Genomic DNA, 12,999 nt, shown 5'->3' with positions numbered 1-12,999 from the left:
AGTGAACAGTTTCGCTCTTTGTTTGTGAAGCTTTTGTGAGTTTGTAGCGTGGTGATCACTTCGCGCCTTGTGTCTTGGCTTCCTCCGCCTCTGAAACCACCCGCACTCCCCTCTATGGCGAGCGTGCCATCGCCGAGGCCGAGTTGATTTGCTTCGACAATCCCCGTCCTGGGCGTCCCTATGAGGTGGCGATTGAACTACCTGAATTCACGTGTCTCTGCCCCTTCTCGGGATATCCGGATTTCGCGGTTTTGCGTTTGCTCTACCAACCCGGTCCCCGGGTGGTGGAGCTGAAGGCCATCAAGCTTTATGTGAACAGCTATCGCGATCGCACCATCTCCCATGAAGAGGTGGCCAACAGGATCCTTGATGATCTTGTGGCGGCCTGTGATCCGGTCTGGATGCAGCTGGAGGCAGATTTCCACCCCCGCGGCAATGTGCACACCGTCGTACGTGTCAGTCACGGCAGCCGCCAGCCTTGCTGATGAGCTCCGGCAGCTCCCGGGCGAAGCCCCCCAGGTTGCGATTGCAGAGGCCGCCCACATGCAGCTTCCTGCCTTCGGGGTCAAGGATGGCCCAGAGCTGACGGGTGGCCACCAGGCTCAGGCCGCCCCCCAGCAGGGTGATAGCAAAGCCTGCATAGACCAGAGGGACTCCAGGATCACGTTTCAGCAGCAGACCGCTGGCTGGCATCACGTCCCACACACGCAGCGGCAGACCATTGATTTCTGCTGCCGCCCCCCCTGGGCGCAGATTGGCCAAGGAGTCGCCGCCGCTGCCAAACACCTGCACAGGGCCCTCTTCGGTGCTGAGGGCTAGAAGCACTGGTTCGCTGCCATCCGGCCGGGTGGGGAGCACCAGACCCCAGAGCTGATCTCCGAGTTCCGGAAAGGTCTGCAGAGGAAGTTGCAGCCTTGGGCTGTTGCCCAATTGCACCGTGATTGCCGCCAGTGACCAGTCGGCCTGATACACCGTCATCCCGCGAAAACGGAGTGGGTGGTTGACGCTGATCTCGTGGATGGAGGGGCTGGCGTCGTTAGGCGCCTGAAGCTCTAAAACCGAGCGGAACTGCTCGGGCCGCCCAGCGGGATCCCTTTCGATCGCGAACTGCTCGAGGGTGAGGGTGAGCTGGCTCTCTCCCTGGCGATTCAGAAGGTCGAGACTGCGCCCAGGTGCCAGATAGCGCTCGAGGCGATGACCAGCCAGTGCCCCCCAGGCGGCACCCAGCATCAGCAGGACAAGCCCCGTGTGCACAAGTAGCGGGCCAACGCGGCCTACCACTCCCCGGCGTGCACTGAAACGTTCCCCGTGCTCCTGAACTTGCCAACCACGCTCCCTGAGGCTGCTCGCCAGCCGTCGGAGCCCCGTGCTCGCGTCATCGAGGCTCAGGCTCTCGGCCAGGGCCAGTTTGCTGAGCTGACGCGGTTCGCGGTAATCAATCCAACGGAGGGCGGTCTGGAGAGCGGGCCATTGGCGTCGCCAGCTGCAGAGGATTAAGGCCAGCCCGAGCCAGCCGAGAAGACTGAGAAACCAGAAGCTGCTGTAAACATGATCCAGCTGGAGGGCGAGCATTCGATCGCCGTTGATCAGTCCCAGCCAGGGATCGTTGTTAAAGCGATCGAGGTAAAGCGCAGGATCTTCCCCCTGAGGAAGGATGGTGCCGAAGGCACTGGCGATCGCGATCAGCAGCAGCAGCGCAATGGCCAGCCGTAGATCGGATAGCAGAGCTGCCAGACGTCGAAGCGCTGTCATGGCTGAGGGGTCATGGGTGTCAGGTCATGGCTGGTTCACAGCCAGCGCGAGAGCAGGGTGAGTGCACCGGTGGTGATGAGTACCACGCCGCTCACCGGTGGCACCCAGCGGCCGATTGGGCGTAGGGCCAGCAGGTTGGGAACGCTCGCTGCTGCGCTTCCTGCCAGCAGCAGCGGAAGCACCTGGCCGAAACCGAAACAGGTGAGCAGCAGCATGCCGATCAAGGGGCTGCCGCTGGTGGCGATCCATCCGAGCAGAACAGCGAGTACCGGGGTTGTGCAGGGGGAGGCGGCCAATCCGAAGGCGAGGCCAGCAGCCACTGGTGCCAAGGGGGCCGGTATACGGCGGCTCCACTGGGTCGGGTCCGGTCCTGCAGGAAGAGGCACCCGCAGGAGACCAAGCAAGTTAAGCCCCATCACCACAGCAAGCACCGCGACCACTGTCGGCACGGCATTCGGCACCTGGCCGTAGATCCTCCCCAGCAGGCCGCTGAGGCTGCCCAGCAGCACGAGTGCAACAACAATCCCGCTGCAGAAGAGCAGGCTTCGCTGCCAAGGGCTTTGGCGGCCTTCAAACCCCGCTAGGTAAGCCAGAGTGACGGGAAGCAGGGAAAGAGAGCAGGGACCGAGGCTCGTGAGTGCGCCACCGGCAAAGACCAAGCCAAGGGTGATGGGCCCAGGGTGGGTCAGGGCCTGGGTCAGCAGCTGCTCACTGCTCTGTGCAAGACCGGCAAGATCGAGGTTGATGGCTGCCTCGGAGGTTGATCGTCACCTTATCGAGAGGGCCGCCTTGGCTGGTGCCTCCGCCCCCCGTTTTGTTTCAGCCTGCGACCTCCGACCAGACCGCTGGATTCAAGGGAGCAACGGATCAGAAGGCCGGCGATCAAAAGACTCGACATCAAAGAGTTGCCCCCATAGCTGATCATCGGTAACGGCAGTCCCGTTGTGGGCATGGCTCCAGAGGCGACGGCCAGGTTCATCAGCGACTGGCCAATCAGCAGGATGGTGCATCCGATCGCCGTCAGCCTGGCCTGGTTACTCCGGCAGCGCAGGGCGACGCGCAGGCCGATGAAGCCGATCAACATCAGGAACATCAGCAGCATCAACGAGCCGATGAAGCCGAACTCCTCTGCGTAGACGGCAAAAATGAAATCTGTGCTCTGAATGGGCAGATACTGCAGCTTCTGGGTCGAGAGTCCGAAACCCTGGCCGAACAGCCCCCCTGAACCGATGGCGAGCAGACTCTGCACCAGTTGATAGCCATCTCCCTGGGGGTCCTGCCAGGGATCCAGGAACGAGATCACCCGTAGACGCTGGTATTCGTTGATCATGATGCTGCTGACTCCCAAGGCGGCGCCCGCCAGGGCGGTACCGAACAAGGTGCGCAGGCGTAGCCCGGCAGAGAATGCCATGAGCCAGAGGAGTAGGCCCGTCAAAGCTGCTGTGCTCAGGTTCGGTTGTTTGAGGATCAGCAGAATCAAAGCCGCGAAGCTGCCCAGCCAGAGCAGCTTTTGATCAGGAGCGCTCCGTTTCCAATGGGCAAAGAGGTTCGCGGCCTGAAGCACCACGAATGGTTTGACGAGTTCCGACGGTTGGATCTGAAGAGGGCCGATGACGAGCCAGCGGCTCGCACCATTCACGGTGCTGCCGAACACGAGGGTGGCCGCGACAAGCAGGGTGCCGATCCAGAGAGCCGGGCCGGCGAGCTTCATCCAGCGCCGAAGGTCAGTGCTGATTGCGGTGGCTAAGAGTCCCCAGCTGGCCACCATCCAGATGATCTGTCGCTTGAGGTAGTAAGCCCCTTCTCCCATTTCCCGGCTGGCAACCCACCAGCTGGCGGACGCGAGCACCAGCAGTCCCGCCAGGCTCCAGATTGCCGTGAGGCTGATCAGCAGCCTGGCCTCCGCAGGCCAGAGCGACCAATCCAGTGGCAGCTGGCGTTGCAGGAACGGCCCCTGGACCGCTGTTGTCACGGTGCGTGGTTTCCTTCTGGAAATCGCACTGGTGCTGGTCAAGGAAGGAGAGACAAATGGTGATGCTCCATTCAGCCGTCTCAAGGGGATTTTGCCAAGTCGTAGAAGACAAAAAAGCCCGGTCTCTGACCGGGCTTTTCAAGAATCTGAGGAGGCTTCAGGTTCAGTTGCCGACGTTCACCTGAGGGCGACCGCTGCAGAGCTCAACTTTTAGGATCCGCCCCCCTTGCTTCATGATGCGCTGCTGCTCAGCGAACCAGCTCTCGTAGGGAACCCATTTCGTGAAGAAGGTGTTCTGTAATTCGCGCTGCGTCCGCACCTTTTCAGGTGAGGGAATGCAGGCGGTGACTTTGAACAAGCGCATGGGCTCAGTTGCCGAGGCCAGAGCAGATGTAGTCGAGGTAGACACCCATTTCCTTACCGGCATCAGGACCGACCAGGCCTGCAACCACTTCCTTCATGGCTTGGATGGCCTGAACGGTGGCACCGATGGGCACGCCCAGGGAGTTGTAGGTCTCCTTGAGGCCGTTGAGGACACGCTCATCGAGGATGGAGGTGTCACCCGCCAGCATGGCGTAGGTCGAATAACGCAGGTAGTAGTCGAGGTCGCGGATGCAGGCTGCATAGCGACGGGTGGTGTACATGTTTCCACCAGGACGAGTGATGTCCGAGTAGAGCAGTGCCTTGGCGACGGCGTCGCGGATGATTCCAGAAGCGTTGGCGCTGATGGTGGCAGCTGCACGCACACGGAGCTCACCGCTGGCGAAATACTGCTCGAGATTGCTCATCGAGGCAGTGTCGAGATACAAGCCCTGAACGTCGGACTTGTTGATGACGTTGGTGATGGCGTCTTGCATGAATACTCAGTAGTTGCGTGAATGGCAGTGACGAGGGATCAGGCGAGAGCGCCCACCACGTAGTCGAAGTAGGTGCCGGCTTCTTCAGCGTCGGCGCCGGTGAGGAGGCCCATGGCCACGATCTTCATTTCACGCACGGCCGAGGCCATGGCTTCCAGAGGAGTGCCCAGGGAGCGATACAGCTCTTTCGCGCCGATGACGCCGATCTCTTCAATGGGGGTGACGTCGCCGGCGACGACTCCGTAGGTCACCAGGCGCAGGTAGTAATCCATGTCGCGCAGGCAGGTGGCGGTCATTTCTTCGCCGTAAGCGTTGCCGCCTGGGGAGATGACGTCGGGGCGCTTCTGGAATAGCTGACCAGCTGCTTGCTTAACGATGCGCTCACGGCTCTCGCAGAGAACCTGGGCGACGCGGAGACGGCGCTGGCCGCCACCGACGAAAGCCTTGATCTGGTCGAGTTCGCCAGGGCTGAGATAGCGGGCTTCGGCGTCCGCGTTGATGATCGAGTTGGAGACGATGCTCATGCAGTTCTGCCTCGAAAAGCGCGGCCGCCCGAGGGAGGCCGAGATCCGGTGAGTGGTTGACGCGACCAGTTTGACCGATCGCCAGGTCATTCTGCGCGAGTCCTTTGCAGAACTTGGCGCGGTGGTAACAGTTCTTCACGCCCTCTCTTTTCGGTGTAATCGATTGCGCTGCAATGCTTTTGGGGGGTTGTTAATGCTTCTCTTCGCGCGCCTATCTCTTGGCTGATTGCTGTCAATATTTCGTGCGTAGACATATAAAAACCTCCCCCGTAAACGGGGGAGGTTTGGCTGTTAACAATGCCGTGGCGGTTTTGTGAATTAAATCGCTGGGTTGTTGTCGGGGTTAATGGCGGCATTGCCTCGATAGAGCGATGCGGTTTTGGTCACCGTCTCCTGGCTTTGGCCAGGGCGGGTGTTCAGCCCCTGGATGCTTGGAGCTTGATCGGCTTTCTCCGCGCCACGTCGCTTCAGGAGTGACTGCACTGCAGCGGGCTGACCGGCGGTGGCTCGGATCTGCAGGAAGTCGGCCACCTCTGCAGGTGTGCCGGCGCGGCCAAGCAGGTCAAGGCATGCAGCCGAGGCCGACCGCAGTGGTGCCATGCGTGCCAGCTGGTCTTGGTAGGTGGGGCTGAGGGCAACGGCTTCGATGAAACCGCCCATGTCGATGTCTTGATTGCGCAGGCGTGACTCCGCAGACAGCAGGCGCTCCGATTCCAGGGGGATTCTGTTGATCAGCTGCCGGTAGGTGGTGTCGATGGCGGCTTGGAGTTCGCCCTCGTTGTAAGGGGGCTTGAGCGTGATCGCTGCAGCCAATCCCTCACGACGGCGGAACCCATCTGCGTTGGTGGCCCGCAGAGCTTTGGCGAGGCGCGCGCCGGGAACGTCCGGCTGGGCACTGCGGCTGTGGGGCACCTGGAAGGTGGAGCGGCTGAAGCTGCGTGCACCTGGTGTGCCCGTGCTGATCGCGGCGGAGGGGGTTGCGGCTGCCGCTGATGTGCCGAAGCTTGGACGGGTCGCCCGTAGGGCTACCCAGCGTGGGTCGGGGGCGTTGGTGCTGATCGATGCGGTCCAGGTGCCCTTGACGGCTGCGGCGGGCTTGAGATTGCGTGCGGTGATGTCACCGCTGCTGCGGAAGCCTGCTTTGGGGCGCACATTGGGCCTGATTTGAGGCGTCGGATCCATCAGCTCAGCTGTGTTGAGCTCACGCTTCCAGGTGGGGACTCGGCGCGTGTTCACGTCTTTGGGCGTGATGAACCGCTCGTAGGGAACGGTGTCTTCCCCGAAGCTGTCTTGATAGTCCTTGCTGTCGATCAAGGCATCGACGAGCCCGTAGAAACCTTTGCGAGCTGCTGTGTCGAACAGAGCGTCAATTTCCCACCGGCCAAAGGTGGGACGGCCCAGCAGGCGTCGATGCATCACTTCAATCGCTTTGGTGATGTACAGCCCATCCCAGTAGCGGCGGCGGAAGGCATCGGATCGTGCCACTGCACGAACGAAGTCGCGCAGCGAGAGATCGCCATTTTCAAGCTGCGTTTCGCTGGCGCCCATGCGCTCGCCGGCGTAACCCGCGTTGCCGAGCACTTGCACATACACCGCATTGATCACAGCTTGAGTGCTGGATTCGGTGTTTCGGATGCTGGGTTGGCCGCCCCGTTTGGGAACGGCTGCTCCACCGGTGGCGATTTGCTGCAGGCGCATCACCCTGGGTCCCACCTTGCGGGGACGGCTGCTGCGGAACTGAGCGCTGTCCATTTGGCCTGGCGACGCCATGCCATTGCTGATGAGGAGCCGACGGGTGTCGTAGCCGTAGGGAGCCGGGCGGGTGCTGACGGTGGCCGTGGCGCTGGGGAAGATGGCTCCGTATTGATTGCCAACGGGGTCGTTGCCGCCTCCGTAAACGTGTTGGTCGGCGAGGGGTTGGCGGTAGGAGGCGTAGAGAGTGACGTACTGCGGTGCTCCTTCGAATGGCGCACTGAAGCGGAACAACTTGCGGTTGGATCCCCAGCCCGCACTTTCCTGAGCTTCTTCACCCAGATCGCGCAGGAAGGGAACCGTCTCCTCCCCAAAGGTTTGCGCGTACTCGCCGGAGTTCACCAGCACATCCACCAGGCCGTTGAGGCCTTGATCGCTCAGGATGGCGAAGGAGGTGCGGAATTCCTCCAGGGAGCTGATGCCTCGACCGAGGAAGTGGCGGTAAGCCAGCTCCACCACCCGACTGTTGACGAACCGGTCGTGGAACTGCTGCCGGTATTCCTTGCACCGGCCAAGGGCGCGAATGAATTCACGCATGGAGATCTTGCCTTGCACGAGCTGAGATGCCTCAGCGGCACAGGGGGCCTGGGAGTAGCCCTTGGCGATGTCGCGTTCAAACACTTGCCGGTAGGCGGCGCGAACGATTTCTTGGCGTTCGTTGCCGCTCATCCCGGTTTTGAGGGAGTAACGCGGTGCTTTGCCTTGGGCCGCGAGAGCGTAGATCGCGGGCAACTGCAGGCCCTGCCGTTGTGGGCTGCCGAGTCTCTGACGGGTGGAAGGAGTGGCAACAGCCAGCTCCTTGAGCAGCACGTTGAAGCAGTCGATCGTCATTCGCCGCGCTTCGGGGCGGTCGCCCAGGAGTGATGCGGCGGCAGCACGCATTTCCTGCAGCGCCACATTGGTGGCGGCCAGCGAACAACCCTTTTCGAGGACGTCTCTGAGTCCGCGGGTGTTCACCGCAAGGATGCTCGGGTCGCCGGCCACGAGCGCGTAGCCCACGTAGCGAAGGAACCAGCCCATATCGCGAACGGATTTACGCATCCGTTCGGGGCCATATTTGGCCACGCTGATGGGGGAGAAGCCTGTCGGAAGAACAACCCTGACATCGGCATCTTCGTTGTTACCGCGCAGCAGACGGGTGAGGGCGTTGCCTTTCTGCACCGTGGCGCTGGCCCCGGTGAATGTCTGAACAGAGCGCTGGAAGGCGACCTGGTCAGCGGCCAACACGGTGCCGTCTGCCTGGGTGTTTTCGCCGCGGCTCAGCGGCTCTTCTAGGAACGAGAGAGGGGTGCCGCCAGCGAAAATCCGGTTGGCCGCGCGAGCCACGATCGCTTCAGCGTTGGTGGAGATCAGTTCTGCTGCTTGAAGACGATCCTGACCGCTGCGGAAAAACGTAATCAGATTGTCAAGCTCGCCGCCTTCGGGGAAGCGATCTTGCTGCTCAGCCTGTCGAACGCTCGAGAGCGGCAGGGTGTCGAAGAGCTGAGGCGAGACCCTTGGGCTGCCGCTGCTGGCGGTCACGGTCATGAACGAATCAAGCCAGATCGGGTCACATTACGGCTCGTCTCTCGGGCTTCTTCGCCCTCATGAACAAATATTTGCAGGGATGGAGATCCAGGGCCTGACTGGGGGCTCAGCCATGAAATGCTCGGCTCACCACCCTCGCCTCACCGGTTCGACACGATCGATGCCCAACACCTCCACGGACGCTGCAACCCCCGTTGTCAGCGCCTTCTATGACCGTTTCCCCTATCCAGGCGACCCGCTTCAGGATGGCCCTCCGCCTGGATACAACTGGCGTTGGAACCTCAAGAGCGTGCATCAGGCGGTGTATGGGTTCGTGCCTCCATCGGAGGCCAAGGCTGGGCCGCCCCACATCCTTGATGCCGGCTGTGGCACCGGTGTGACCACCGATTACCTCTGCCACCTCAATCCTGGAGCGCACGTTCTTGCGGTTGACATCAGCCCCGGAGCCCTCGATGTGGCCAGGGAGAGGCTGCGGCGTTCTGGAGCGGCGGATGTGGTGGCGTCATTGCGCCAGGAGCAGCGCAGCCTTCTCGACCTGCAGGCAGAGGGACAATTCGACTACATCAATTCGGTGGGGGTGCTTCACCACCTCGATGATCCCTCCGCCGGTCTCCAAGCCCTCGGTGAGCGTTTAAGCGACAAGGGCCTGTTGCATCTGTTCCTGTACGCCGATGGTGGCCGCTGGGAAATCCATCGTGTGCAGAGGGCTCTGTCGCAGCTGGCTGTCGGTACGGGCTCCGAGGGCCTGGAGCTGGGGCGCGAATTGTTTGATCACCTCCCTGACGACAACCGCTTAAGGCGTCATCACGAGCAGCGCTGGTCGGTGGATTGTGCTGCCGACGCCAACTTTGCCGACATGTACCTGCACCCTCAGGAAACGAGCTACAACCTGCGGCGTCTGATGGCCTACATCGAGGCATCGGGTCTCCATTTCGCCGGATTTTCGAATCCATCGGTCTGGGATCCTGCCCGCCTGCTTCAGGGGGAATTGCTGGAGCGAGCCCTGCGTTTGTCTCCCCTTGAGCAGTGGCTTTTGGTGGAAGAGCTCGATCCAGACATCAGTCATTTCGAATTCTTTGTGAGCTCCACCCCTGTGGAGAAACGCGTTTGGGATGACCCTGAAGCGTTGCTTGCTGCCCGTGCGGAGCGGCAGCCCTGTCTGTGGGGCTGGCCATCCACCAGCATGCTGGGCCCCGACCTTGAGCCCCTCAGCATTGATCAGGATGCATTGGCACTGCTTCAAGCCATTGAGCAGCATCCCGAGACGCCTCTTGGCCAGTTGGGTTTCGGTGATCAGACCCTCAGCCTTGTGAGGGGGTTGATGGATCAGCGCCTGCTGCTGCTGCACCCCTGAGTCGGTTTTCCGTCTGTAGCGCGTGATAGATTCCGCGCGCTTTCTCAGGTGTTATTTGCAGACAGTGCCTTCCACCGATCTGAATGGGGAAATCACCTCTCCAGACAACGGTATGGAGGATTACGCGCGTCTGCAACGTCGCCTGATGCTGGTCACCTTGATCGTTTCTTTGGCTGCAGCCCTCGTGGCAGCGCTCCGGTTCGATCTTCATGTGGCCCGCAGCCTGTTGGTCGGAGCGTGCGCTGGTCTTCTCTACCTGCGTCTGCTCGCCCGCAGCGTGGCCCGGCTCGGCGGAGGATCCCGTCAGGTGGGTCGGTTTCAGCTCGTGGTGCCGATGTTGCTGATTGTGGCTTCCTCGCGCCTCCCCCAGCTGGAGCTGCTTCCTGCCTTTCTTGGTTTTCTTCTCTACAAGCCTGCCCTGATCCTTCAGGCCGTCACAGACGCCTGAGTCCGCGCAACCCCCTGCATTCATGGCTCTGTTGCCCTTCCCCCTTCCTTTCGCCGAACTGGAGGTGGGCCAGCATCTGTACTGGCAGATCGGCAATCTCAATCTTCACGGCCAGGTCTTTCTGAGCTCCTGGGTTGTGATCGGCTTGCTTCTGGCTCTCGTGGTCAGCGGTACCCGCAAAATGGAGCGTGACCCCCGTGGCGTGCAGAACCTTCTGGAGTTTCTCTGGGACTATCTGCGGGATCTGGCTCGGGAGCAGATCGGCGAAAAGGCTTATCGCGACTGGCTCCCGTTTGTGGGCACCCTCTTCCTGTTCATCTTTGTGTGCAACTGGGGCGGTGCTCTCATCCCATGGCGTCTGATCGAACTGCCCAATGGTGAGCTCGGCGCTCCCACCGCTGACATCAACACCACCGTGGCCATGGCCCTGCTGGTGTCGCTCTCTTATTTCTATGCGGGCCTGAGCCGCAAAGGCCTCCGGTACTTCGAGTACTACGTGGAGCCCACGCCGATCATGCTCCCGTTCAAGATCATCGAGGACTTCACCAAGCCCCTGTCACTCTCCTTCCGTCTGTTTGGAAACATCCTGGCTGACGAACTGGTTGTGGCAGTGTTGGCTTTCCTCGTGCCGGTGCTCGTGCCCCTGCCGGCCATGTTCCTCGGCTTGTTCACCAGCGCCATTCAGGCTCTGATTTTTGCCACTCTCGCCGCCAATTACATCGGTGAGGCTGTGCACGAAGAGGCCCACTAGGCCGCTTCATCCTTTCGCCGGTCCCCGGCGATCTGCTAAACACTTCGCGCGCAGGTCCGGGTGGAACCGGGCCCACTCTTCCTCGGAAGAGTGTCCCGGGCGCGCCCTGCCCTTTCCGCGCTCATCCTGCGCAACCCCAACCGCTTTCCACCAATGAGTGATCTGACCTCCGCCGCCTCCGTCCTGGCCGCCGCTCTCGCGGTGGGCCTCGCCGCCATCGGTCCTGGCATTGGCCAGGGCACCGCAGCCGGCCAGGCTGTGGAAGGGATCGCCCGCCAGCCCGAAGCTGAAGGCAAGATCCGCGGCACCCTGCTGCTCTCCCTGGCCTTCATGGAAGCTCTGACCATCTACGGCCTGGTTGTGGCTCTGGTGCTCCTGTTCGCCAACCCCTTCGCCGGCTGATTCAGGTCTGGAGGAATCGCGCTTAGCGATTCCTCCAGTCTTTTTCTGAATCCATTGTCCCGCTTCCACCCAGCGCTCCTCTTCCATGACCTGGCTTCTGCTCGCTGAAGCAGGGGTACCGGAGGGAGGTCTCTTTGACCTCGATGCCACCCTTCCGCTGATGGCGGTTCAGGTGGTGCTCCTCACCTTCCTGCTTAATTCCCTCTTCTTCCGTCCGGTCGGCAAGGTCGTGGAAGATCGTGAGGGTTACATCTCCACCAGCCGTGCCGATGCCAAGCAGAAGCTGGCTCAGGTTCAGCGTCTGGAAGCCGATCTCACCGATCAGCTCCGCGGTGCTCGTCAGGCGGCTCAAGCCGCCATTGTCGAAGCCGAACAGGAAGTTGATCGTCTCTACCGCGAGGCTCTGGCCACGGCTGAGACAGAAGCCAATCGCACCCGCGAGCAGGCTCGCCGAGAGATCGAGGCCCAGCGCGAAGGAGCGCAGGCCAAGCTGATGGCTCAGGTCGATCAGCTCAGCTCCCAGATCATTCAACGACTTCTGGCAGCGTGATGATGTTCTCTCTTTCCCTGCTTGCTTCCGAAGGTGGATTTGGGATCAACCTCAATCCACTCGAAACCAACCTGATCAACCTGGTCATCGTGATCGGTGTTCTCGGTTGGTTCCTTAAGGGCTTCCTCGGTGGAATCCTGGAGCGTCGCCGTCAGGCAATCCTTCACGACCTTGAGGATGCCGAGACCCGTCTGAAAACTGCGACGGCTGAACTGGCTAAGGCCCAGGCCGATTTGGCTGCTGCTCAGCAAAAAGCCGAGCAGATCCGTGCAGACGGCAAGGCGCGAGCCGAAGCCATCCGTCTGGATGGTGAGAAGCGCACGATCGAAGCGATGGCTGCCCTGAAACAGGATGCCCTTGCTGATCTCAATGCTGAGGGTGCCCGCCTCACCGAACAGCTCCGTCGTCAAGCGGCTCTTGCCGCCATCGACAAGGTTTTGGCTGATCTCCCTGGTCGCCTCGATGAACAGGGCCAAGCCCGTTTCATTGATGCCTCCATTGCCAATCTGGAGGACGCCTGATGCCCCTTCTCAACTCCCTGGCCACTCCTTACGCCGAAGCTCTGCTTCAGGTGACGGATTCTCGTAAGGAATCCGATGATGTGGCAGTCCAGTGCAAGCAGTTACTCGCTCTCTGGGACCAGTCCGCCGAGCTCCGGGATGCGATGACCTCTCCAGTGCTCGAGCCTGAAAGTAAGAAAAAGGCCCTCACCACTCTCTTGAGTGATCAGTTGAAGCCTTCTCTGCTCAACCTTCTCAAGGTGCTCGCAGATCGTCAGCGTTTGGCCGCGTTTGATGCAGTGCTGCTGCGCTATCTCGACCTCTATCGGGAATCCCGCCGCATCTCTCTGGCCAAGGTGGCCACTGCTCAGGCCCTGACCGATGACCAGCAGGCTGCTCTGGCCAGCAAAGTTCAGGCCATGGTCGGATCCGGCACGGTCGAGATCGACCTCAGCGTTGACCCCAGTTTGATCGGTGGATTCGTTGTGAACCTGGGCTCCCAGGTGATCGACGCCAGCCTGGCCGGTCAGGTCCGTCGACTCGGTTTGTCGCTCGCCAAGGCGAGCTGAGCCTTCCACCCCTCTTCATCGCTCCTCCACCCACCACTCCC

General features: G+C 61.3%; 15 protein-coding genes. 8 read left to right on the top strand and 7 right to left on the bottom strand.

Annotation, left to right across the window (positions count from 1 at the left end; translation table 11 throughout):
* Positions 1-74 precede the first annotated feature (74 nt).
* Positions 75-485 (top strand): preQ(1) synthase, encoded by a 411-nt coding sequence (queF, locus tag H0O21_RS01110; RefSeq protein ID WP_131456821.1) that lies wholly within the window; start codon positions 75-77, stop codon positions 483-485.
* On the opposite strand, the gene H0O21_RS01105 is transcribed toward queF, so the two are convergent.
* The 7 genes from H0O21_RS01105 to H0O21_RS01075 form a co-directional block, all read right to left on the bottom strand.
* Entirely contained in the window at positions 457-1,752 is a 1,296-nt protein-coding gene (locus tag H0O21_RS01105; RefSeq protein WP_185190108.1) for a cytochrome c biogenesis protein ResB, read from the bottom strand. The genes queF and H0O21_RS01105 overlap by 29 nt on opposite strands.
* 35 nt (positions 1,753-1,787) lie before the next feature.
* Positions 1,788-2,456: a cytochrome c biogenesis CcdA family protein gene (locus tag H0O21_RS01100; protein ID WP_236629698.1), complete on the bottom strand. Its 669-nt coding sequence runs from the start codon at positions 2,454-2,456 to the stop codon at positions 1,788-1,790.
* A 68-nt stretch (positions 2,457-2,524) separates the two neighbouring features.
* The gene (locus H0O21_RS01095; protein ID WP_255441175.1) at positions 2,525-3,724 is read right to left on the bottom strand and encodes an FtsW/RodA/SpoVE family cell cycle protein; all 1,200 of its coding nucleotides are present in this window, start codon (positions 3,722-3,724) and stop codon (positions 2,525-2,527) included.
* A gap of 163 nt (positions 3,725-3,887) precedes the next feature.
* Positions 3,888-4,088 carry a phycobilisome linker polypeptide gene (locus H0O21_RS01090; RefSeq protein WP_185190106.1) on the bottom strand — a complete coding sequence of 67 codons (201 nt, stop codon included), beginning with the start codon at positions 4,086-4,088 and terminating at the stop codon, positions 3,888-3,890.
* 4 nt (positions 4,089-4,092) lie between these two features.
* The gene (gene apcB, locus H0O21_RS01085; protein WP_007098855.1) at positions 4,093-4,581 is read right to left on the bottom strand and encodes an allophycocyanin subunit beta; all 489 of its coding nucleotides are present in this window, start codon (positions 4,579-4,581) and stop codon (positions 4,093-4,095) included.
* 38 nt (positions 4,582-4,619) lie between these two features.
* Positions 4,620-5,105, bottom strand: a complete 486-nt coding sequence (locus H0O21_RS01080) for an allophycocyanin (protein ID WP_185190105.1) — start codon at positions 5,103-5,105, stop codon at positions 4,620-4,622.
* Between the two features lie 318 nt (positions 5,106-5,423).
* Entirely contained in the window at positions 5,424-8,384 is a 2,961-nt protein-coding gene (locus H0O21_RS01075) for a phycobilisome rod-core linker polypeptide (protein ID WP_185190104.1), read from the bottom strand.
* Between the two features lie 160 nt (positions 8,385-8,544).
* Between H0O21_RS01075 and H0O21_RS01070 the strand changes: the two genes are divergently transcribed.
* From H0O21_RS01070 to atpH, 7 genes are all read left to right on the top strand, one after another.
* On the top strand, positions 8,545-9,738 hold the full coding sequence (locus H0O21_RS01070) for a bifunctional 2-polyprenyl-6-hydroxyphenol methylase/3-demethylubiquinol 3-O-methyltransferase UbiG (protein WP_185190103.1): 1,194 nt from the start codon (positions 8,545-8,547) through the stop codon (positions 9,736-9,738).
* Between the two features lie 64 nt (positions 9,739-9,802).
* The gene (locus H0O21_RS01065; protein ID WP_370523065.1) at positions 9,803-10,186 is read left to right on the top strand and encodes a hypothetical protein; all 384 of its coding nucleotides are present in this window, start codon (positions 9,803-9,805) and stop codon (positions 10,184-10,186) included.
* A gap of 22 nt (positions 10,187-10,208) precedes the next feature.
* Entirely contained in the window at positions 10,209-10,937 is a 729-nt protein-coding gene (gene atpB / locus H0O21_RS01060) for a F0F1 ATP synthase subunit A (RefSeq protein ID WP_131456836.1), read from the top strand.
* Between the two features lie 153 nt (positions 10,938-11,090).
* Positions 11,091-11,339, top strand: coding sequence for an ATP synthase F0 subunit C (atpE, locus tag H0O21_RS01055; RefSeq protein ID WP_006911576.1), 249 nt, complete (start codon positions 11,091-11,093; stop codon positions 11,337-11,339).
* An 85-nt stretch (positions 11,340-11,424) separates the two neighbouring features.
* Positions 11,425-11,889 carry a F0F1 ATP synthase subunit B' gene (locus H0O21_RS01050; RefSeq protein ID WP_131456838.1) on the top strand — a complete coding sequence of 155 codons (465 nt, stop codon included), beginning with the start codon at positions 11,425-11,427 and terminating at the stop codon, positions 11,887-11,889.
* Positions 11,889-12,410, top strand: a complete 522-nt coding sequence (locus H0O21_RS01045) for a F0F1 ATP synthase subunit B (RefSeq protein ID WP_185190102.1) — start codon at positions 11,889-11,891, stop codon at positions 12,408-12,410. The genes H0O21_RS01050 and H0O21_RS01045 overlap by 1 nt, the downstream gene beginning before the upstream one ends.
* Positions 12,410-12,958 (top strand): ATP synthase F1 subunit delta, encoded by a 549-nt coding sequence (gene atpH / locus H0O21_RS01040; RefSeq protein WP_131456842.1) that lies wholly within the window; start codon positions 12,410-12,412, stop codon positions 12,956-12,958. Before H0O21_RS01045 ends, atpH begins: the two co-directional genes overlap by 1 nt.
* The last annotated feature ends 41 nt before the right edge of the window (positions 12,959-12,999 follow it).

The sequence above is a fragment of the Synechococcus sp. HK01-R genome (genome assembly GCF_014217855.1).
GTDB lineage: Bacteria > Cyanobacteriota > Cyanobacteriia > PCC-6307 > Cyanobiaceae > Synechococcus_C.
This window is presented reverse-complemented; position numbering and strand designations above follow the sequence as displayed.